This is a genomic window from Streptomyces sp. NPDC111516 (assembly GCF_055635345.1).
Genome location: NZ_JBVKBV010000025.1, coordinates 63,935 through 84,411 on the forward strand (window position 1 = coordinate 63,935; position 20,477 = coordinate 84,411).

Here is a 20,477-nt window from a genome sequence, read left to right on the forward strand (position 1 = left end):
GGTGCACATCGTGTCCTGGGAGGGTGGTCCGTGATTGTTTGAGTGGTTCTGTGGCCGCCTGATGACCGCTGTGGCCGACCAGCAGGGCGATGGTCTCCAGCGGGATGCCGTGGTCGCAAACTGCTACCAGTGGCGGCACGGCGCGGCCGTCTCCGTGGGAATGGTCTTCGCCGCCGAGCTGGGGCGGCTCGCCGGACGGCTGGACGACGCGATCGCCGCGGACCTGGTGCCCGACCGATTGCACGGCACACCGCGGGGTTGGCACGGCGAGCAGCCGCCAGTCGTGGCGCACGTCAACATCCGCGGTATAGCGAGCATCGAGGCCGCTGCCCATCCCGGCCTGGAGGCGCTGTCCATGTGGTACGGCGGAACATCGCCCTACAGTCGCGGCAACCTCGGATCTACCCCCGAGGAACGACAACCGCACCTGACGGTTGTGATTCGAGATGTTGGTATCAACCTCCGTTAAGAGGTCGCGCGGATAGGCCCGGTTGGGGAGGTCGGCAACAGAACGGGCACAGGTCCCGGTGATCATGGAGTTGCGACGCTCTGTGATCACTGGGGAGACCTGTGCCCGCGCTTCCATCTTGGCTGACCGAACCGCTCTGGGACCAATTCGCGGTCCTCCTGCCCGAGCGGCCGGAGTACCACCCGGACCATCCACTGGGCTGCCACCGCCGACGTATCAGCGATCGGATCATCTTCGACAAGATGCTGCAACTGCTGCGCTTCGGCTGTTCTTACGAGGCGATCGCCGACACAACCTGCTCGGCCACCACGATCCGCAGCCGCCGCGACGAATGGATACGACAGGGCGTCTTCGCTCGGGTCAAGCAGATCGCGCTCGACTCCTACGACCGGATCGTCGGTCTCGTCCTGGACCAGATCGCCGTAGACGGCTCCATCACCAAGGCTCCCGGAGGCGGCGAGGTGGCCGGGCGTTCCCCGGTCGACCGCGGCAAACAGGGACTGAAACGCTCGGGCATGACGGACGGATACGGCATTCCACTGGGTCGTGTCCTGGCCGGCGCCAACCGCCACGACTCCCCGCTGCTCGCCCCGACCCTGGACCGTCTGAACGACCTGGGTCCGTTGCCCGACGACGTCACCGTGCACCTGGACGCCGGCTACGACTCGGACAAGACCCGCACTTGCTCAACGAACGCGGCCTCCACGGCCGCATCGCGCACAAAGGCGAGAAAGCGCCCATCCAGGCCAGTCAGCGCTGGCACGTCGAACGCACCCACGCCTGGCAGAACGCCTTCCACCGACTCACCCGCCGCTACGAGCGGCGCGCCACCGTCATCGACGCATTCTTCGACCTCACCGACACGATCATCACCATGCGCAGCCTGATCCGGCGGGCATGGATGACTCACCGCTGGGACGAACGCCCGAACCGCCGACCACGACCGCCCCTTATCCGCGCCACCTCTCATGACGACGGTACGGCGACCGGGCGACGGCGGGACAGGTCAGCGCGGCCCCGTACGTGCTCAGGTACTACGGCGACCCGGCCCGCGCCGCCCATGAGCCGCTCGGTCGTCCCGTGCGACGGACCGCAAGAGGGCGCCGTCTGCACGGACTTGCCCGTATTGTCGTGAGCGCGATCGCTGTCCTCCGTTCCATGAATGTTCAAGTCGCCGTTCAGGCCTGTGTCATATGCCGTCCCTACGGTCCTTGAGGCTTTCGAAAGTAGGGACTCATGGACGCACTACTCGCGATCCGGGCTCGCGGGATCACCAAATGTTTCGGCGATGTCGTCGCACTCGACGGCATCGATCTGGATGTGACGCAGGGACAGATCCACGGCCTGGTCGGACCGAACGGCGCCGGCAAGACGACACTGCTCGGTCTCCTGCTGGGCCTGGCCGTCGCCGACGGCGGCTCCCTCGAGATCCTGGGTACGCCGGTCGGGCGGGGGCTCGCCGCTCCCGGCGGGGTCGCCGGCTTCGTGGACGGGCCCGGTCTCTACCCCTCGCTCACCGCCAGGCAGAACCTCGCCGCGCTGGCGGCTCTGCGCGGCCTCGACGCGCGGACCACGGGGATCGACGACGTGCTCGAGCAGGTCGGGCTCACCGACGTCGCCGACGACCGGGCCCGCGGCTTCTCCCTCGGGATGCGTCAACGGCTCGGGCTCGCCGCCGCATTGCTCACCAAGCCTCGGCTGCTCGTGCTCGACGAACCTTCCAACGGCCTCGACCCGGTCGGCAAAAGACACGTACACGGTGTCCTCACCCGGCTCGCGGCGGACGGAACCAGCGTCGTGCTCTCCAGCCACCGCATGGACGACCTCGAAGCACTGTGCTCCGACGTCGCCATCCTTGCCACCGGACGGGTCGTCTTCTCCGGCCCGCTGAGCAAGCTGGCCGCCGAGGACCGTGAACTCGACTACCGGCTGCGCACCTCCGAACCGCAGGCCGCCCGCCAACTGGCTGCCGACACGGCCGGGGTCCAGGTGGTCGACGACGCCGGCGCACGCCACGACGCCGAAGTGCTCGTCGTACGCGCGCTGGTGCCCGCCCTGGACGAACTGGTGGTGCGGCTCGTGGACACGGGCATCGCGTTGCGTGAGCTCGCCCCCGTGGTGTCGCCGCTCGAAGCCGCGTTCCTCGCCCTCACCGAGCAGCAGGAGGCCGGCCGATGAACGCGACCATCGCCGACAACAACGTTGCCAGTGCCCACCGCGTGCCGGTTCCGCGCGTCTACCGCTTCGAGTTGGTCAAGTTGGTCTCGCAATGGCGGATCCGTCTGCTGGTCCTTGCCTGCTGGATCGCGCCAGGGCTCTTTGTCGCCGGGGTGAGTCTGCAGAGCACGCTCCCCTCCGACACTCTCTTTGGGCGTTGGATGCTCGCCACGGGGTGGGCCGGGCCGCTGGTGGTGCTCGGTTTCGCGGGCATCTGGGCGCTGCCGCTGTTGGTCTCGGTGGTTGCCGGTGATGTGTTCGCCTGCGAGGACCGGCTCGGCACCTGGCGTCACCTGCTCGTGGCGGTCCGGTCGCCCAGGCGGATCTTCGCGGCGAAGGCACTGGCCGGCCTCACCGTCATCGGGCTGCTTGTGGCCGGGCTGGCCTGTTCCAGCGCGGTCGGCGGGGCCGTGGCGGTCGGCAACCAGCCGCTGGTCGGCCTCGACGGCCACCTGCTGACGCCGTCAGACGCCGCCGTCAAGGTCCTGCTCGCCTGGGTCTGCGTACTCGCCCCGACCCTGGCCCTCGCCGCGATCGGACTACTCGGGTCGGTCGCGTTGGGGCGGTCCCCGATGGGACTGCTGCTGCCCGCGCTCGTCGCGCTCGCGATGCAGCTCGCCCAGATGCTGCCGCTGCCCGTGGCCGTACGCCTCGCGCTGCCCGGCTACGCCTTCATCGCCTGGAACGGCCTGTTCACCAGCCCGGCGCAGCTCGGCCCGCTCCTGATCGGCATCGTGGTCAGCCTGGTCTGGGCGGTGGTCGCGACGGCCCTGGCGTACCGGCTCTTCCTGCGGCGCGACTTCACCAACCCGGCCTACGACGGCTCCGGGCGCCGCGCGATCACCACCGGACTCCTGCCGCTGGCCGCACTGACCGCCCTCACGGTCGGGGTCGTCGCCGTGGCGACACCGTCGACGGGCTCCGGGATCGAGCAGGACAAGGTGCAGCGGTCGGTCGCCACAGCATTCGCGCACCTCTACCGCATGCAGACCCAGCAGCTCCACCGCCCGGACGTCACCGAGGCGCAGCTGCGGGTCACGGCGGCGTGCAACAAGGGCGGCGGCAAGGTCGCCGCACAGGGGGCGGGCAACGACTGGCGTTGCGTCGTCTCCTGGCATCTCCCCGGCGTCGAGGCCACAGGGACGGCCATCTACCAGCTCGACGTCACCGCAGATGGGCGGTTCGTGGCCGATGGCGACGGACCGAAGGAAGTGAACGGCTACTTCCTGGTGCGGACCCCGACCGGGGACGCACCGAACCCGCTCTGGCAGTTCGACGGCAATGTCGAACTGCTCAACACCACCCCGAAGGGATAGTTCCATGCAGGTCACACGGCAGCGTCGGATTGACGAGAAGAAGCAGATCAGCCTTTTCGGTAGACGCGTCGGCCGCCAGACCTTGCTGGTAACGGCGGGCATCACTGTCGCCCTCGCCGTCACGGGCACCGCTGTTGCCCAGACACACCAGTTCGGCACCGACCAGGTCGGCCAGGTCACCGCCAAGGGCCAGGTCGTCTCCGACAACCAGTACATCGCCCCAATCGGCGAGCGCCTGGTCATCAACAACGGCAAGATCATGTCGTCCTCGGTCAGCCCGGACGGCACTCACGTCGCGGCCTCGCTCGCCGACGGTGGAATGGCGCTTGCCATCGTGGACCTGAAGACCTGGAAGGTGCAGCAGCGCGTCGGCAACAACGCGTCGGCGGATCTGCGCATCAGCGGCAACGACGTGGGCCAGGAAGGCCCCACGTACTCGCCCGATGGCAAGCAGCTGTGGCTGGGCCAGGTCGGAGGCTACACCAGGTTCACCGTGAACCCGGACGGCACCCTCGCCAACCCGACGTCCGTCAAGATCCCGGCGGACGGGTCCAAGCAAGCACTGGCGAGTGCGGCGGTGTTCTCGGCCGATGGCTCCACCGTGTACTCCGCGGTCAACGGCCAGAACCGCGTGGTCGCCATCAACGCGGCGACCGGGGCCATCGAGCAGAGCTGGGCCGTGGGCAACGCCCCGCGCGGCATGGTCCAGGTCGACAGCAAGCTCTACGTCAGCAACGAGGGCGGCCGCCCGGCCAAGCCCATGCCCGGCAGCCTGCTCGACCAGGTCAGCACGGTCACCGCGAGCGGTGAGAACCCGCCGAACGAAGTCGCTGTGAACCTCAAGGACCACGATCCGTCGACCAAGTGGCTGGCGAGGAACCCGACCGGCTGGGTGACCTATCAGCTGGCCAAGCCCAAGGCGGTGGTGCAGTACTCGCTCACCTCGGCAAACGACTATCCGGGACGCGACCCCAAGGACTTCACCCTGCAGGGGTCGAACGACGGCAGCACCTGGACCGATCTGGACAAGCACACAGGGCAGCGCTTCAACTCGCGGTACCTCACCAAGAGCTACACCTTCACCAATACCACCGCGTACAGCTACTACCGGCTGAACGTCACCGCGAACTATGGCGACCCCCTCCTGCAGCTCAGCGGCTGGGACATCAGCGACTCGACCGCCCCGGCTGAGCCCACGCAGGATTCCTACGGCACCGCGGTGCCGGCCGATCCGAACGCGGGCACCACTACCGGCACGGTCAGCGTGATCGACCTGGCGAACCCGACCGCCGCTCCCTCGAGCATCGACGTCGGTCTGCACCCGACCGCCATGTACGCCAAGAAGGGGGCGGTGTTCGTCACCAACACCGCCACCAACGACGTGTCGGTCATCGACGCCGCCAAGGACAAGGTCGTGCAGACCATCGCGACGCAGCCGTGGCCTGAGGCGTCGGTGGGCTACCACCCCAACGCGGTGACGCTCACCGACGACGGTCACCTGCTGGTGACGCTCGGCGGCGCCAACGCGGTCGCTGTCTACCGGTACACGTCCCCGCAGGAGCCGGTCAGCTATGTCGGCCTGCTCCCGACGGACTACTTCCCCGCGGAGATCGCCACCGTGGGCAACGACGTGGTGGTCTCCAACACCCGCGGTATCGACGCCCGCCGCCCCAACAACCCCGCCGGACACAACTCCCACGACACCACCTCGAGCCTGCAGCGGTTCACGCTGCCGGACGACAGCGTCATCAAGTCCGAGACCGACAAGGTCTTCAGCCAGAACGGCTGGAACGGCAGCTCGGTCAAACAGGGCACGGGCGACGCGAAGCCGGTGCCGGTCCCGGTGAAGCTCGGCGACCCCTCGACGATCAAGCACGTCTTCCTGCTCATCAAGGAGAACCGGACCTACGACCAGGTCTTCGGTGACATGCCCCAGGGCAACGGCGACCCGAAGCTGGCGCAGTTCGGCGAGAACGTGACGCCGAACCAGCACGCGTTGGCCGAGCAGTTCGGGCTGTACGACAACACGTACGACATCGGCACGAACTCCGCCGAGGGTCACAACTGGATGATGCAGGCCGACGACCCGGAGTACACCGAGTCCATGGCCGGTGAGTACGTTCGCAGCTACGACACCTTCAACGACGCTCTCGGCCACCAGAAGTCCGGCTTCATCTTTACCGGTGCACAGGCGGCGGGCAAGACCGTCAAGAACTTCGGTGAATACACGCTGCAGTCCAACAACAAGCCGTCCGGCGCGAGCTGGCAGAACTTGTACTGCGACACCAAGAACATGGAGGCGAACCCCGAGCAGGACACCGCCTACCCCATGCACTCGAACGTGGCGATCCCGTCGCTCGACAAGGTCACAGTGCACAGCTTCCCGGGGGGCGACCTCAATATCCCGGAAATCTACCGGTACGAGATCTGGAAGCGTGACTTCGAGAAGAACGGGCCGGCGAACCTGAACATGTTCTCGCTCCCCAACAACCACACCGGTGGCGCGCCGAGCGGAGCCGCTCAGGTCGCGGACAACGACCTCGCGGTCGGCAAGATGGTCGACACGATCTCGCACAGCAAGTACTGGAAGGACTCGGCGATCTTCGTTGTCGAGGACGACACCCAGGCCGGCATCGACCACGTCGACGGCCACCGTGGCCCGATCCAGATCATCAGCCCCTGGGCGCAGCACGGCAAGGTCGACAGCCACTACTACACGCAGATCACGATGATCCGGACCATCGAGCAGATCCTCGGGATCCAGCCGATGAACCAGAAGGACAGCGCGGCCAGCCCGATGCGTGGGGCGTTCACCCAGAACCCGGACTTCACGCCGTTCACCGCGCTGCCCAACCGGGTCCCGCTGACCGATGGCCTGAAGACCCCGCCGTCCTGCGGCCTGGACACCCCGGCGGCGCAGAACCCCAAGGCAGAGGTCGTGCCGGCGGCGACGGTGCCGGCGGACAAGCAGGAGCTCGCGGCGAAGTGGGAGAACTGGAAGTCGAAGCAGCGGCTGACCGGGCCCAAGGCCAAGGTCGACTCCGTGAACCCCGCGCAGATGAACCACTTCACGTGGTACGAGACGCACAACTGGAAGACGCCGTACCCCGGCGAGAAGAAGATCTTCGCGCCGCAGGACGTGCCGGGCGCCTACATCCCGGCGCCGGAGTCCGACGGCTGACGCAGGCGGATCGCGTCAAGAGCCCCTGACCGGCATGGCGCTTCCAGGGGGCGTTGCAACACGTGGTCGTGTTGATCAGGCCGCGAGCAGTTCAGGCAGGCGCTCGGCTGGGGATTCCCAGCCGAGCGTCAGGCTGCGCATGGTGATGATCGTGTCGGTGAGGTCGAAGAATGCGTCGACGACGGTGGCGCGCCGCTCGTAGCAGCGGGTGAGCCGGTGGAAGGCGTTCTGCCAGGCGTGGGTGCGTTCGACGTGCCAGCGCTGACTGGCCTGGATGGGCGCTTTCTCGCCTTTGTGCGCGATGCGGCCGTGGAGGCCGCGTTCGTTGAGCAGAGTGCGGGTCTTGTCCGAGTCGTAGCCGGCGTCCAGGTGCACGGTGACGTCGTCGGGCAACGGACCCAGGTCGTTCAGACGGTCCAGGGTCGGGGCGAGCAGCGGGGAGTCGTGGCGGTTGGCGCCGGCCAGGACACGACCCAGTGGAATGCCGTATCCGTCCGTCATGCCCGAGCGTTTCAGTCCCTGTTTGCCGCGGTCGACCGGGGAACGCCCGGCCACCTCGCCGCCTCCGGGAGCCTTGGTGATGGAGCCGTCTACGGCGATCTGGTCCAGGACGAGACCGACGATCCGGTCGTAGGAGTCGAGCGCGACCATCCGCTCGGACGTGAGGGGCAGTTTCGCCTTGCCCCCGGCCATCGTGTCGCCGGGGGTGACGGTGAGCAGGTTGGTGCCGAGCGCAGCGAGGGTGCGGTCGAGGTCGGCGCGGGAGGAGGTGGAGATGCCGACGACAGCGACCATGGCGGCGATGCCGATGGCGATACCGAGCGCGGAGAGGAAGGCGCGCAGCGGTCGGGTGCGCAGGCCGACGGCGCCGACCTTGATCACGTCGGCGGGCCACATGCGGGCCGGGTGCAGGGTGTCGGTGGCCATCAGCGCGCTCCCGTCATCGCGGTGGCATCACGGGAGGTGTCGGCGACGATGCGGCCGTCGCGCATGCTGACCTGGCGGGGCAGCTGCCCGGCGAGGTCCCGCTCGTGGGTGATGATGACGACGGTGGTGCCGGCAGTGTGCAACTCGCGCAGCAACTGCAGCACCCCGGCGCCGGAAACGGAGTCCAGGGCGCCGGTCGGCTCGTCGGCGAGCAGCAGTGCGGGCGCGCCGGCGACGGCGCGGGCGATGGCGACGCGCTGGCGTTCGCCGCCGGACAGTTCGTGCGGCTCGTGGTCCAGGCGGTGACCGAGGCCGACGCGGTGCAGCACGGCGGTGGCACGGCGACGGCGCTCTGGTGCCCTCAGGCCGGTGTAAAGCAGGCCGTCGGCGAGGTTGTCCACCGCCGGGGTGCCGGCGGCGAGGTGGAAGTGCTGGAAGACGAAGCCGATGCGGGTGGCGCGCAGCGCGGACAGCTTGGCGTCGGACAGGGCGCCGACGTCGTGGCCGTCGATGTGCACCTGGCCGGCGGTGGGGCGGTCCAGGGTGCCGAGGATGTTGAGCATGGTGGACTTTCCGGAGCCGGAGGGGCCGACGATGGCGACGAGTTCCCCTTGGCGGATGGTCAGCGAAACTCCAGCGAGGGCGGTGACGCCGCCGGGATAGGACTTGGTGACGTCCGTGAGGGTGATCACTTGGGCATCCCCACTTCGGTGCCCTCGGTGATGCCGGCGCCGGATATCTCTACGCGGCCGCCGGCGAACAGGCCCGTGTCGACCGGCACGTACTTCGTACGGGAGCCGCCTACGACCTCGATGCCATAGCCGCCCTCGGCCAGGGCGAGGAGCGAGGCCACCGGCACGGTCAGGACGTTCTTGCGTTCGCCGGCGGTGAAGTCGACGTGCACGCCGGCCTGGTCGTATCCGGCGGCCGCCTTGCGAGCCTTGGCGTCGGCCGGGGAGACGACGACCTTGAGTTTCGTCTGGGCGTTCTTGCCCTGCTCGGCGGGCTTGAGGAAGCTGGTGACTGAGCTGACGGTGCCATCCACCCTGGTGCCGTCGGGCAGCCGGATGCCGACCTTGCGGCCCTTCTTGGCCAACTGCTGGTCGCCGCTGTCGAGCTCGACGGTGACGGCCTTGGCGGTGCCGGTGTAGGCCAGCACCTTCTGCCCGGGGGCGGCCTGATCGCCCTTGTCGGCGTTGGTGCTGTCGATGCGTACGGAGCCGGGGGCGAAGGCGAGTCGGCCAAGTTCGACCGTGCCGGTCTTCTTCAGCCCCAGGTCCTCCTGCCACTGCTTGACCGCCTTCGCGGTCAAGTCGCTGTACTCCTCGTCGACGTTGAAGCCGGTGTGACCGAGCGCGGCGAGGTTGGCCTCCAGCTGCTTCACGTCCGGTCCCTCGGCGCCCTTCATCAGCATGCGGTAGGCGGGCAGCGCGCCGTACATCAGCACCACCGGCTGGTTGTCGAACCGCGTACAGCACCTGGCCGCGGGAGATCCTCGCCCCGGCAGCGGGGATCTTGGTGATGGTGCCGGGCAGCCGGCCGGACAGAGTCTTGGTCGGGCCGTAGCCGAGTTCGCCGTCCTCGCTCTGAGTGTCCTTCAGCGTCTGCCGCAGCACCTTGGCCGTGCTCGGCGGCAGCTCGCTCGCGGTAGCGCCGCCGTCACCGTCGTCGCCACCCAGGCCGAGCGTGGCGACGGTGACCGCGCCTACGGTGGCCAGTACGAACACGGTGGCGGTGATCTTCGCGGCGCGCCGCTTGCGCCGCCCTGCGGGCGGCGCTTGGTCTTCCTGGGCATCCAGGAAGTGCTGCCCAGTCACTGGCCAACCCTCTTACTGTTCGTGTCCCCGACGCCGCCGCACTTTTCTCGGCCTTCTTGTAGTCCGGGTCCTCGCCCTGCTGGGGGCCGATGTCAATGCCCTCGCCAGGCTTGGGGTCCTTGAAGCTCTCCACCCCGTTCTTGCGCATGCAGCGGGCGAACTCCAGCATCTCCTTGCGCTCCTTGGCGTTGTCCTCATCGGACGGCGCCGGCGGCGCGTACCTGCGGCAGGCCTCCATGGCCTTGTCCGCCTTCGCCTTGTTGTCGCCGTCGACGGACAGCGCCAGGCCCTCGCCGGGTTTGGGGTCCTCGACGTCCAGCCCGTGCTGGCGCAAGCACCGGGCGAACTTGAGGTTCATCTCGTTGATCTCATCCCGGCTCAGACTCGGCGCGTCACTCGGGTTGTTGTCCTTCTTGCCGCCGCTGACCGATGCCACCCCGTCGCCGCCGCCGTCCGATCCGCAGGCGGTCAACGCCAGGGTGAACATCACGCACCCGCTCCACCGCCGCGCCGGTGCTGCGCCGCTCCGGCATCACCCTCGACCCCACCAGCCGGGAGGTAACCCGCGACGACCGGGCCGTCGCGCTGACGAACAAGGAATTCGCGGTGCTGGCCGAACTGCTGGCCGCCGACGGCGCCACCGTCTCCGCCGAGCACCTGCTGGAGAAGGCCTGGGACGAAAACATCGACCCCTTCACCGGCGTCGTCCGCGTCACCATCCTCAAGCTGCGCCGCAAGCTCGGTCACCCGCCCGTCATCGACACCGTCACCGTCACCGTCACCGTCACCGTCACCGTCACCGGAGTGGGGTATCGGATCCCATGACTTCCGCCATGCCCCGCGGTCTGCGCGGCGCCCTGGGGCGCCTGCGGCCGCGCCGCCTCACCCTGCGCGCCCGGCTCAGCCTGGTCTACGGCGGCCTGTTCCTGGCCGCCGGCATGGTGTTCCTCGGCGCCGCCTACGTACTGTTCAACCAGCAGCTGACCAACGGCAGCTCCGGCCTCAGCATCCACAGCGAGGGCATCGAGACCCCACCCCCGGACGTTAGCCCCGGGCCCACCGACTCGTCCTGGGTAGACATGGAACAGCAGCGACTCAACGACGCAGCCGTCACCTCACTGATCACCCAGGGCGGCATCGCCTTGGCCGTCGTCGGCGCCGCCGCCGGCGGCCTCGGCTGGCTCATCGCCGGCCGTGTCCTGGCCCCCTGCTCGGCGATCCGATGCTCCTGGAACGCATCGTGCAGAACCTGCTGGACAACGCCGTCCGACACAACACCGACGCCGACGGCAGCTGGGCCCGCATCGTCAGCCGCACCCGCGCCGACCACACCGTCGAAATCGAGGTGAGCAACACCGGCCCCGACGTACCCGCGTATGAGATCCCCAGGCTCTTCGAGCCCTTCCGCCGCCTGGACACCGAACGCCTCGCCACCGCCAAGGGCAGCGGCCTCGGCCTGTCCATCGTCCGCGCCCACCACGGCGACGTCACCGCCCACCGCAACAAGACCGGCCGCCTGACCGTCACCGTCACCCTGCCTCATCACCCCGGCCGAGCACCGAGGCAGCCAGGACAGCAGTCAGGAACCAGGTCAGACGTCGAGCTGTGAGCCGCAGTTCCACAGCTTCTCGGGCGTGCTCGGGCGCCGCGCCGATCCACGAACCTGCGGGCCGGCCGCCTGTGGAGACGGCGACGGCGAGAACGGAGGCGATGCCGTGCTGGGCAGCCATCCCTGGCTCCTCGTCCAAGTCGACCTGGACGACGTCCAGGTTGCCGGACTGTTCGGCGGCCAACTGCTCCACGATGGGGGTGACCATCCGGCACGGGTGGCACCAGGTGGCCCAGAACTGAACCAGTGACGCTGCTGTGAGAAAGCGAGGTACGCCTCGCCAGCACCCTGTCGCTTGACGTCCACGATCTCGCCCTGAAGCTCCTCGCGCCCCGCACCGGATGCGGGCTCTCTTGATACTCGCGGGCGCAGCCCGGGAGAGCACAACCACGCACCACGGGAACCCAGCGGGACGCACGGCAGGATAGGGCCCGGCGTACCGGCGCTGCTGCCGTTCGTGAACATCCCGTCTCCGGGCGGTGCCACCACTTGCCCGCCGAGGGCCCCTGCGTCGCCCCGCACCCAGTCATTTGGTACGGCCGAACATCGGCCCTACAGTCGTGGCTGCCTCGGTTCTACCCGAGGAACGACAACCGCACCTGACGGTTGGGATTATCCCTGTTTGTATCGACCAGGCATACCGACTGCCACGTCCCCAGTTCCAGCCGGCCGCCGATCACCGGCAGCGTGGCGTGCGGTGGGACGAGGGCGGGGAGTACGTGGTCGCGGCCGTGGCCGGGGCTGCCGTGGCGGTGCTGCCAGCGGTCGTCGGCGGGGAGCAGGGTGTGGAGGGCGGCCAGGAGGTCGTCGTCGCTGCCCGCGCCGGTTTCGAGGACGGCGATGCCGGCGGTCGCGTGCGGTACGAAGATGTTGAGCAGGCCGTCGCCGGTGGGGGCCGTCCGGGCGAGGAATTGTTCGCAGTCGTGCGTCAGGTCGGTGACGGTCTCCGTCGCTCCGGTGGTGATGCGCAGGATGCTGGTGGTGAAGGCACGGGGCATGGACCCATCCTCTCGTGCGTGCCGAGAGATCGCGCGTCCACCTGCCGAGACACCATTGACCGTTTCAGTTCTGGATCGCTACGTCAGCGCCATGTTCCGCCCAGCTCTGCTCACTTCGCGCGGTCACATCGACTTGCTGCGCATGGCTTCCGCCGCATGCTGCCGCGGCTGCTGACGCCCGCTCAGCGCATCTGCCGACGGTGACCGGGTGATCCGGTCGGCCGTTCCCGCTGCCGCACATGCCTGTCGGCGTGTGCCTCGGCACACCCACCTCGTCGACCGCGTGTCGTAGCCCGTGCCGCAATGACGGCAGCTGTTCGCGTGCCCGTGCCTCCGAGGTGCACCTCCCGCTGTTCGGGATCGGCGACGCGCCGAAAGTGGCGCTCATCGCGCTCCGCTGACTCGCCCCCTCGACGGCAGGGCCGTCGGCGACGGGCTCGATCTCACCCTGAACGCCGGGGAGTTCACCGCACTCCACTGGCCGGCCCGCGTCCGCGCCGGCCGGGGCTCCGCTGCTCGTCACAGGCGGCCGCTGACGCCTGTGCGCGAGCATCACGGCCGGTCGCGGGAAGATCCTCACCCTCGAGGAAGTTAGTAGAAGTGTGAACAACTTTGGGGTGGTGGGCGCCGCGCACACGGTCGATGTCGTCGTGGTAGGCGCCGGACAGGCGGGACTGTCCGGCGCCTACCATCTGCGGCGCGCCGGTCTGGAGCCCGACCGTGACTTCGTCGTGCTCGACCACGCCCCTGGCCCCGGCGGCGCCTGGCAGTTCCGTTGGCCCTCGCTGACATACGGCAAGGTGCACGGCATGCACGCGCTGCCCGGCATGGAACTCACCGGAGCCGACGACAGCCGGCCCTCCTCCGAGGTGATCGGTGCGTACTTCGACACGTACGAGCGCACCTTCGACCTCCGGGTTCACCGGCCGGTCGAGGTGAATGCCGTGCGCGAGGGCGATGGCGGACGGCTGTTCGTCGAAACATCCGAGGGCACGTACGCCACCCGCGCCCTGATCAACGCCACCGGCACCTGGGACAGGCCGTTCTGGCCGCGCTACCCGGGTCAGGAGAGTTTCCGGGGGCGGCAACTGCACACCGCGAACTACCCGGGACCGGCGGAGTTCGCCGGGCAGCGCGTGGTGGTGGTCGGTGGCGGTGCCTCCGGTACGCAGCATCTGATGGAGATCGCCGAGGTGGCGGCCGAGACGTACTGGGTGACCCGTCGGCCGCCGGTCTTCCGGGAGGGCCCGTTCGATGCGGACCGGGGGCGGGCCGCCGTGGCGATGGTGGAGGAGCGGGTACGGCGCGGGCTGCCGCCACAAAGCGTGGTGAGCGTGACGGGTCTGCCGCTCACCGACGCGGTCCGGCTCGCCCGCGAAGAAGGGGTGCTCGACCGGCTACCGATGTTCGAGCGGATCACGCCGACCGGGGTCGCCTGGGACGACGGCCGGACGGTCGAGGCGGACGTCATCCTCTGGGCGACCGGATTCCGAGCCGCCATCGATCATCTCGCCCCACTGAAACTGCGCGAGCCCGGCGGCGGCATCCGCGTCGACGGCACCCGGGCCGTACGGGACGGACGCATCCATCTCGTCGGGTACGGGCCGTCCGCGAGCACGATCGGCGCCAACCGGGCCGGGCGGACCGCAGTGCGTGCGATCACACGACTGCTGCACGAGACCGGGAGGTGTGCAGGGTGCGGCGATTCAGCGAGTAGTTGAGCGTGGGGTCCATCTGGAGCGGCATGCCCCGGTCGAGCCGGTTGTAGATGGCTCGGGCGACCTTGCCCATGTCGCGCTCGGTGTCCGCATCGGCCTGCACGACGCTCGCGGAGGACGAAGCCGATGAGCAGCACCAGGCGACCGCGCCGGGTCGGGCGAAGAATGCGGCGGGGCGAGGTGTCCGGGGGCTGGGCCACCATGCGGGGCACGCTGTCCCGCTGTCCGGAACACCCACCCGGACGACGCGGCCCCACACCCACGAGCAGAACACACGAACAGGGGATCGGATGTTCGCTGGAACGCGTGATCGTTTCGCCATTCGTTGCTCAACTCCCCCGCGGCGGCTGATGATTACAGGGCGCAAGCGACGGGCTGCAGACCGCGACTGCGCTGTCCCGCAGATGCACCATGTACAAGGAGAAACACCGAATGAACCTCATCACCAACCTGCTCGCCGGCATCGTCCACTTCGTGGGTTGGCTCATCTGACCATCGCTTCGCCCGGCGCCGTCGCTCCCCGTCCCACGGGAGCGGCGGCGTCGCCGCGTGTACGGCCTCGGCGGGCACGCCCGAAACCGCCGATCAGCCTGTCGCGGGCGCCAGTTGGGTGTCCCGCCGTACCAGGGCGGCGTAGCGCCCGTCCTGGTGGAGGAGTTCGTCATGACTGCCGCGCTCCGTGGTTCGGCCGCTGTCCAGGACGACGATCTGGTCGGCGTCGCGGACGGTGGAGAGACGGTGCGCGATGGTGATGGTGGTGCGTCCTGCGGAGAGCGCGTCGATCGCTTCCTGCACGGCGAATTCCGTACGGGTGTCGAGGGCGCTCGTCGCTTCGTCGAGCACGAGGACGGGCGGGTCCCGCAGGATCGTACGGGCGATGGCCAGGCGCTGTTTCTCGCCGCCCGAGAAGCGGTAGCCGCGTTCACCGACCAGGGTGTCGTAACCGTCGGGCAGTGAGGCTATGTGGTCGTGGATCTGCGCCGCACGCGCAGCCGCCTCTATTTCGGCGTCGGTCGCGTCCGGCTTGGCGAAGCGGAGGTTGTCGGCGACGGAGGCGTGGAAGAGGTAGGTCTCCTGGGAAACCACGCCCACGGCCCGGGCCAGGGTGTCGAAGTCCAGATCGCGTACGTCGACACCGTCGAGCGTGACCCGGCCGCCGGTGACGTCGTAGAGCCTGGGCACCAGATAGCTGAGCGTGGACTTGCCGGACCCGGTGGGGCCGACGACGGCCAGGCTGCCGCCGGCCGGAACGGTCACATCGATGCCGCTCAGGGTCGGACCACTCTTCTCGTCGTAGCTGAAGTCGACGTCCTCGAAGCGGATCTCGCCGCGGATCCTGTCCAGTCGGACGGGGCTCTCGGGCTCGGTGATGTCCACTTCGAGGTCGAGGTACTCGAAGATCCGCTGGAAGAGTGCGAGGGACGTCTGCATCTGAACGCCGGTGGAGAGCAGGCTCACGGCGGGCCGGAAGAGGCCCTGCTGGAGGGAGACGAAGGCGACCAGCGTGCCGATGGAGACAGCGGGGCCGCCGGACTGCAGGGCGAGGCCCGCTGCCCAGTAGATGACGGCGGGCATGGCGGCCATGACGATGCCGATCGTCGACATCCGCCACCGCCCGGCCATGCTGGAGCGCACTTCGAGATCGACCAGCTTCTCCGACTCCTCGGCGAAACCCTGGGTGAGGGAGTCCGCCCGGCCCATCGTCCGGCCCAGCAGAATGCCGCTGACGGAGAGCGATTCGGTGACCGTGGCCGCCATGGCCGCCATCTGCTTCTGCCGCCGGGTGGTGATCTTCTTGCGCTCACGGCCGACCCGGCGGCTGATCCAGACGAAGACCGGCAGCAGGAGGAGTGAGACGAGGGTGAGCCGCCAGTCGAGCGCCAGCATGGCGACGACCGTGGCGATGACCGCGGTGAGATTGGAGACCAGTGACGTCGCGGTGGAGGTGACGGTCGCCTGCATGCCGCCGATGTCATTGGCTATGCGGGACTGCACCTCGCCGGTGCGGGTCCTGGTGAAGAAGGCGAGCGGCATCCGCTGCAGTTGGGCGTAGACGGCAGTGCGCAGATCGTGCATGACGCGCTGGCCGACGGTGGTGGAGATCAGGGTCTGCAGGACGCCGAAAACACTGTTCATCACGGCCGTGAGGATCATGCCGAGGGCAAGCAGCGACAGCAGTCCCGTGCGCCCCTGCGGGATGGCGGTGTCCAGGATTTCGCGCAGCAGGAACGGCGAGGCGACCGACACCAGCGAAGAGGCGCCGACGAGCAGTCCGACCAGGGCGAGGCGCCCTCGGTAGGGGTGGAAGAGGCGCAGGATGCGGCGCAGCTCGGCGGGCGGGCGTCTTCCGTCCCGGGGCGGGGGTGTCCAGGTGATTTCGTCGGGTTTCATGGGCTCCTTCGTCAGGCGTGCGTCGGGCGTGCGACAACTCGTCTCAAATCCGGGGACTCGAAGCTTTCGAGAGCATAGCTCATTGTTACCTATGCTCACAATGCACAAGGTCCTGATACTGTTCGGCCATGGACTCCTCCGACGCCGATGGCGTGCTCCCCGAGCAGTTGCTGCGGGTGACCCGCAGACTCCAGCGGATTCAGAGCCGCCAGCTGGAGCCGATCAGTATCACTCCCGCACAGTTCCGGCTGCTCCGCACCGTTGCGCATTACGACGGCCCTCCCCGGATGGCCGATCTCGCGCAGCGGCTGGACGTCGTCCCGCGCGCCGTGACCAGCCTGGTCGACGGTCTGGAGGCCAGCGGCCGGGTGCGCCGCGCCCCCGATCCGGACAGTCGGCGGGTGGTCCGGATCGAGATCACCGAGGAGGGTCTCGCCACCCTCCGGTCGCTGCGCGACGCGCGCCGGGCCGCCGCGGAGGAGATCCTGGCTCCATTGACCGCGGATCAGCGCGAGGTGCTCGGCGGGCTGTTGTCCGCCCTGGTCAACGGAATGCCGGAGCGCCACTGCTGAACCGGCGCAGACGCGCGTTCACCGCTGGGTGCCGCGTAGGTGCCATCGCCGTACAGAACCGAACCGTACAAGCACACAAGTACAGAACCGCCGAGGAGAGCTCGACATGCCACTGCTGGAGCCGAAGCCGGAAGCACTCCGCCCCGCTGCGGTGCGCACCCCGTCCATGGACCGGGTCCCCGACCGGCAGGCCCCGGGGACGCCCGAACCGCTGCGCGGCGAGCTGATCGACCTGCTGGGCCCGGAGAAGGTGCTGTGGAAGGTCTCCGACCTGGTGAAGTACGCCTCCGACGCAAGTCCCTACCGGTTCGTCCCCCGGGTCGTCGTGGTCCCGGAGGACATCGACGACATCGCGGCGATCCTGTCGTACGCGCACAGCAAGGGCCGCGAGGTCGTCTTCCGCGCGGCCGGCACCAGCCTGAACGGCCAGGCCCAGGGCGAGGACATCCTCGTCGACGTACGCCACCACTGGGCGGGCATCGAGGTCCTGGAAGGCGGCGCGCGGGCCCGCATCCGGCCCGGGACGACGATCCTGCGCGCCAACGCCACCCTCGCCCGGCACGGCCGACTGCTGGGCCCCGACCCGGCCAGCGCCATCGCGTGCACGATCGGCGGAGTCGTCGCCAACAACGCCTCCGGAATGACCGCGGGAACGACCCGCAATTCGTACCGCACCGTCTCCTCGCTCACCTTCGTGCTGCCGAGCGGCACGGTCGTCGACACCGGGGACCCCGCGGCGGACGAGGACCTGGCCCGTGCCGAGCCGCGGCTGTGCGAGGGGCTGCTGGCGCTCAAGGCGGAGATCGAGGCGGATGCCGGGCTCACCGCCCGGATCCGTGCCAAGTACGAGATCAAGAACACCAACGGCTACCGGCTCGACGCCTTCCTGGACGGCTCGACGCCCGTGCAGATCCTGCGCGGTCTGATGGTCGGCTCCGAAGGCACCTTCGGCTTCATCTCCGAGGTCGTCTTCGACACCCTGCCGCTGGACCGCCGCATCTCCACCGCGCTGTTGTTCTTCCCCTCGCTGACCGCGGCGGCGGCCGCCGTGCCGGGCTTCAACGAGGCGGGGGCGATCGCCGTCGAGCTGATGGACGGCAATACGCTGCGCGCGTCGGTGAGCGTCCAGGGCGTGCCCGCCGACTGGGCCGAGCTGCCCAAGGAGACCACGGCGCTGCTGGTGGAGTTCCGGGCTCCGGACGAGGCCGGCCAGGCGGCCTACGAGCGGGCGGCGGCAGCGGTCGTCGAAGGACTCGACCTGGTGGCCCCCGTGGCGTCGGTGACCAATGAGTTCACCCGCGACGCCAAGGTCATCTCGGGCTACTGGAAGGCCCGCAAGGCCTTCGTCACCGCGGTCGGCGGCTCCCGGCCCTCGGGTACGACGCTGATCACCGAGGACTTCGCGGTGCCGCCCTCCCGGCTGGCCGACGCCTGCGAGGCCCTGCTCGGACTTCAGTCGGAGCACGGCTTCGACGCCGCAGTCGCCGGTCACGCGGCGCACGGCAATCTGCACTTTCTGCTCGCTTTCGACGCGGCGAAGCCGTCCGATGTCGACCGCTACGCCGCGTTCATGGACGACTTCTGCCGGCTGACGGTGGACCGCTTCGACGGCTCACTGAAGGCGGAGCACGCCACCGGCCGTAATATCGCGCCCTTCCTGGAGCTGGAGTGGGGTCCGAAGGCGACCGAGCTGATGTGGCGCACGAAGCAGATCATCGACCCCGACGGGGTGCTGGCGCCCCGCATCGTCCTCGACCGCGACCCGAAGGCCCATCTGCGCGGGCTGAAGACCATCCCGGAGGTCGAGCCGATCGCCGACCCCTGCATCGAGTGCGGCTTCTGCGAACCCACCTGTCCCAGCCACGACCTGACCACCTCGCCGCGCCAACGGATCGTGCTGCGCCGGGAGATGATGCGGCAGCCCGGCGGCTCCCCGGTGGAGGCGCAGTTGCTCGACGCGTACGGCTACGACGCCGTCGACACCTGCGCGGGCGATTCGACCTGCAAGCTGGCCTGTCCGGTCGGCATCGACACCGGCGCCATGATGAAGGACTTCCGCCACCAGCGGCACTCGCCGCGCGAGGAGCGCATCGCGGCACTCACGGCGAAGAACTTCAAGGCGGTGGAGGCGGCGGCCCGGGTCGCGGTCGCCGCGGCCGACCGGATCGGCGACCGGCTCGGCAACGGGCCGCTGGAGACCATCACCGGGCTCGCCCGCAAAGCCGTACGCCCCGATCTGGTGCCCGAGTGGCTGCCCGAGATCCCCGGTGCCGCCGCCCGGAAGCTGCCCCGTACCTCCCGTGTCGGGGCGAGCGCGGTCTACTACCCGGCGTGTGTGAACCGTATCTTCGGCGGGCCCGAGGGCCATCGCGGCCCGTCGCTGCCGCAGGCGGTCGTCGCCGTCTCCGCCCGCGCCGGAAAGCCGGTGTGGATCCCGGAGGACGTAGCGGGCACGTGCTGCGCGACGATCTGGCACTCCAAGGGGTACGACGAGGGCAATGCCGTGATGGCCAACCGCATCGTGGAGGCGGCCTGGGGCTGGACGGCGGGCGGAAGACTGCCGCTGGTCGTCGACGCCTCGTCGTGCACGCTGGGCATCGCCCATGAGGTGATCCCGTATCTCACAGATGACAACCGGGAGTTGCACCGGGAGCTGACCATTGTCGACTCCCTCGTCTGGGCGGCCGACGAACTGCTTCCCGAGCTGGCCGTCCTCCGGAAGATCAGCTCGGCGGTCCTGCATCCGACGTGTTCCATGCAGCATCTAGACGACGTGGCGCAGTTGCGCGCGGTCGCGGAGGCGTGTGCGGAGGAGGTCGTGATCCCCGACGACGCCGGGTGCTGCGCCTTCGCGGGCGACCGCGGCATGCTGCACAAGGAGTTGACGGCCTCCGCGACGGCGAAGGAGGCCGCCGAGGTGAATGCCCGGGAGTACGACGCGTATCTCTCGGCCAACCGGATGTGCGAGATCGGAATGGACCGGGCCACGGGTCACTCGTACTACTCGGTGCTGATGGAGCTGGAGCGTGCGACCCGGCCCGGGGCCGTCGTGCGCTGATCTCCGGGGCCGTCCGGTGACCGCCCCGTCCCCGGTCGCCCGACGGTCCCGATCGCCCTGCCCCGGACGCCGTCGGCCGCTGTGCCCGATCGCCGGGTGGGCTCGGATTCCGAGCCCACCCGGCTTTTGCAATGCCACGAAAGTCCATGGATTCGAAGCAGGAGTCCAATCACTCCCCTTGCGCATCGGCAGCACCAACTACCA

General features: G+C 69.0%; 15 protein-coding genes and 5 pseudogenes. 11 read left to right on the plus strand and 9 right to left on the minus strand.

Annotation, left to right across the window (positions count from 1 at the left end; genetic code table 11):
* Positions 1-61: 61 nt before the first annotated feature.
* From ACZ7L9_RS32130 to ACZ7L9_RS32150, 5 genes and pseudogenes are all read left to right on the plus strand, one after another.
* Positions 62-469, plus strand: coding sequence for a hypothetical protein (locus ACZ7L9_RS32130; protein ID WP_471420864.1), 408 nt, complete (start codon positions 62-64; stop codon positions 467-469).
* Positions 470-570: 101 nt separating this feature from the next.
* A pseudogene (locus tag ACZ7L9_RS32135) lies at positions 571-1,409 on the plus strand (IS5 family transposase); the annotation flags it as partial.
* A 296-nt stretch (positions 1,410-1,705) separates the two neighbouring features.
* Positions 1,706-2,647 carry an ABC transporter ATP-binding protein gene (locus ACZ7L9_RS32140; protein ID WP_471420782.1) on the plus strand — a complete coding sequence of 314 codons (942 nt, stop codon included), beginning with the start codon at positions 1,706-1,708 and terminating at the stop codon, positions 2,645-2,647.
* Positions 2,644-4,002, plus strand: coding sequence for an ABC transporter permease (locus ACZ7L9_RS32145; RefSeq protein ID WP_471420784.1), 1,359 nt, complete (start codon positions 2,644-2,646; stop codon positions 4,000-4,002). The genes ACZ7L9_RS32140 and ACZ7L9_RS32145 overlap by 4 nt, the downstream gene beginning before the upstream one ends.
* A 4-nt stretch (positions 4,003-4,006) precedes the next feature.
* Entirely contained in the window at positions 4,007-7,183 is a 3,177-nt protein-coding gene (locus ACZ7L9_RS32150) for an alkaline phosphatase family protein (RefSeq protein WP_471420785.1), read from the plus strand.
* A 75-nt stretch (positions 7,184-7,258) separates the two neighbouring features.
* On the opposite strand, the pseudogene ACZ7L9_RS32155 reads toward ACZ7L9_RS32150, so the two are convergent.
* From ACZ7L9_RS32155 to ACZ7L9_RS32175, 5 genes and pseudogenes are all read right to left on the minus strand, one after another.
* Positions 7,259-7,831 (minus strand): annotated as a pseudogene (locus ACZ7L9_RS32155) (transposase); the annotation flags it as partial.
* Positions 7,826-8,110 (minus strand): annotated as a pseudogene (locus ACZ7L9_RS32160) (ABC transporter permease); the annotation flags it as partial. The pseudogenes ACZ7L9_RS32160 and ACZ7L9_RS32155, both read right to left, overlap by 6 nt.
* A complete protein-coding gene (locus tag ACZ7L9_RS32165; RefSeq protein ID WP_471420788.1) occupies positions 8,110-8,802 on the minus strand; it encodes an ABC transporter ATP-binding protein in 693 nt (230 codons plus the stop codon). The gene ACZ7L9_RS32165 and the pseudogene ACZ7L9_RS32160, both read right to left, overlap by 1 nt.
* Positions 8,799-9,551, minus strand: a complete 753-nt coding sequence (locus ACZ7L9_RS32170; protein ID WP_471420862.1) for a peptidoglycan-binding protein — start codon at positions 9,549-9,551, stop codon at positions 8,799-8,801. Before ACZ7L9_RS32170 ends, ACZ7L9_RS32165 begins: the two co-directional genes overlap by 4 nt.
* A 218-nt stretch (positions 9,552-9,769) precedes the next feature.
* Positions 9,770-10,417 carry a hypothetical protein gene (locus tag ACZ7L9_RS32175; protein ID WP_471420790.1) on the minus strand — a complete coding sequence of 216 codons (648 nt, stop codon included), beginning with the start codon at positions 10,415-10,417 and terminating at the stop codon, positions 9,770-9,772.
* Here ACZ7L9_RS32175 and ACZ7L9_RS32180 point away from each other — a divergent pair.
* The 3 genes and pseudogenes from ACZ7L9_RS32180 to ACZ7L9_RS32190 all read left to right on the plus strand — a co-directional run.
* Positions 10,417-10,752 (plus strand): annotated as a pseudogene (locus tag ACZ7L9_RS32180) (winged helix-turn-helix domain-containing protein); the annotation flags it as partial. The gene ACZ7L9_RS32175 and the pseudogene ACZ7L9_RS32180 overlap by 1 nt on opposite strands.
* Positions 10,749-11,276: a hypothetical protein gene (locus ACZ7L9_RS32185; protein WP_471420791.1), complete on the plus strand. Its 528-nt coding sequence runs from the start codon at positions 10,749-10,751 to the stop codon at positions 11,274-11,276. The pseudogene ACZ7L9_RS32180 and the gene ACZ7L9_RS32185, both read left to right, overlap by 4 nt.
* Positions 11,168-11,536 (plus strand): sensor histidine kinase, encoded by a 369-nt coding sequence (locus ACZ7L9_RS32190; protein WP_471420793.1) that lies wholly within the window; start codon positions 11,168-11,170, stop codon positions 11,534-11,536. Before ACZ7L9_RS32185 ends, ACZ7L9_RS32190 begins: the two co-directional genes overlap by 109 nt.
* Here the strand turns inward: ACZ7L9_RS32190 and ACZ7L9_RS32195 are convergent.
* Together ACZ7L9_RS32195 and ACZ7L9_RS32200 are read right to left on the minus strand one after the other, a co-directional pair.
* Entirely contained in the window at positions 11,457-11,954 is a 498-nt protein-coding gene (locus tag ACZ7L9_RS32195; protein WP_471420795.1) for a thioredoxin family protein, read from the minus strand. The two genes, ACZ7L9_RS32190 and ACZ7L9_RS32195, sit on opposite strands and share 80 nt — an antisense overlap.
* Before the next feature lie 157 nt (positions 11,955-12,111).
* On the minus strand, positions 12,112-12,534 hold the full coding sequence (locus ACZ7L9_RS32200; protein ID WP_471420797.1) for a YjbQ family protein: 423 nt from the start codon (positions 12,532-12,534) through the stop codon (positions 12,112-12,114).
* Between the two features lie 602 nt (positions 12,535-13,136).
* Between ACZ7L9_RS32200 and ACZ7L9_RS32205 the strand changes: the two genes are divergently transcribed.
* Positions 13,137-14,255: an NAD(P)-binding domain-containing protein gene (locus ACZ7L9_RS32205; protein ID WP_471420798.1), complete on the plus strand. Its 1,119-nt coding sequence runs from the start codon at positions 13,137-13,139 to the stop codon at positions 14,253-14,255.
* Here ACZ7L9_RS32205 and ACZ7L9_RS32210 read toward each other — a convergent pair.
* Positions 14,218-14,364, minus strand: a pseudogene (locus ACZ7L9_RS32210) (endolytic transglycosylase MltG); the annotation flags it as partial. The gene ACZ7L9_RS32205 and the pseudogene ACZ7L9_RS32210 overlap by 38 nt on opposite strands.
* A gap of 473 nt (positions 14,365-14,837) precedes the next feature.
* Positions 14,838-16,643, minus strand: a complete 1,806-nt coding sequence (locus tag ACZ7L9_RS32215) for an ABC transporter ATP-binding protein (protein WP_471420800.1) — start codon at positions 16,641-16,643, stop codon at positions 14,838-14,840.
* Between the two features lie 128 nt (positions 16,644-16,771).
* Here ACZ7L9_RS32215 and ACZ7L9_RS32220 point away from each other — a divergent pair, with 128 nt between their 5' ends.
* Both ACZ7L9_RS32220 and ACZ7L9_RS32225 read left to right on the plus strand, forming a co-directional pair.
* Complete coding sequence (locus tag ACZ7L9_RS32220) at positions 16,772-17,215, plus strand: MarR family winged helix-turn-helix transcriptional regulator (RefSeq protein ID WP_471420803.1); 444 nt, start codon at positions 16,772-16,774, stop codon at positions 17,213-17,215.
* Positions 17,216-17,321: 106 nt separating this feature from the next.
* A complete protein-coding gene (locus ACZ7L9_RS32225; protein ID WP_471420805.1) occupies positions 17,322-20,273 on the plus strand; it encodes an FAD-binding and (Fe-S)-binding domain-containing protein in 2,952 nt (983 codons plus the stop codon).
* Positions 20,274-20,477 lie beyond the last annotated feature (204 nt).

Coding starts and splice junctions, on each gene's coding strand:
- ACZ7L9_RS32220 (WP_471420803.1), top strand. CDS start 16,772: ATGGACTCCTCCGACGCCGATGGCGTGCTCCCCGAGCAGTTGCTGCGG.
- ACZ7L9_RS32170 (WP_471420862.1), bottom strand. CDS start 9,551: ATGTACGGCGCGCTGCCCGCCTACCGCATGCTGATGAAGGGCGCCGAG.
- ACZ7L9_RS32150 (WP_471420785.1), top strand. CDS start 4,007: ATGCAGGTCACACGGCAGCGTCGGATTGACGAGAAGAAGCAGATCAGC.
- ACZ7L9_RS32225 (WP_471420805.1), top strand. CDS start 17,322: ATGCCACTGCTGGAGCCGAAGCCGGAAGCACTCCGCCCCGCTGCGGTG.
- ACZ7L9_RS32130 (WP_471420864.1), top strand. CDS start 62: ATGACCGCTGTGGCCGACCAGCAGGGCGATGGTCTCCAGCGGGATGCC.
- ACZ7L9_RS32215 (WP_471420800.1), bottom strand. CDS start 16,643: ATGAAACCCGACGAAATCACCTGGACACCCCCGCCCCGGGACGGAAGA.
- ACZ7L9_RS32140 (WP_471420782.1), top strand. CDS start 1,706: ATGGACGCACTACTCGCGATCCGGGCTCGCGGGATCACCAAATGTTTC.
- ACZ7L9_RS32185 (WP_471420791.1), top strand. CDS start 10,749: ATGACTTCCGCCATGCCCCGCGGTCTGCGCGGCGCCCTGGGGCGCCTG.
- ACZ7L9_RS32200 (WP_471420797.1), bottom strand. CDS start 12,534: ATGCCCCGTGCCTTCACCACCAGCATCCTGCGCATCACCACCGGAGCG.
- ACZ7L9_RS32145 (WP_471420784.1), top strand. CDS start 2,644: ATGAACGCGACCATCGCCGACAACAACGTTGCCAGTGCCCACCGCGTG.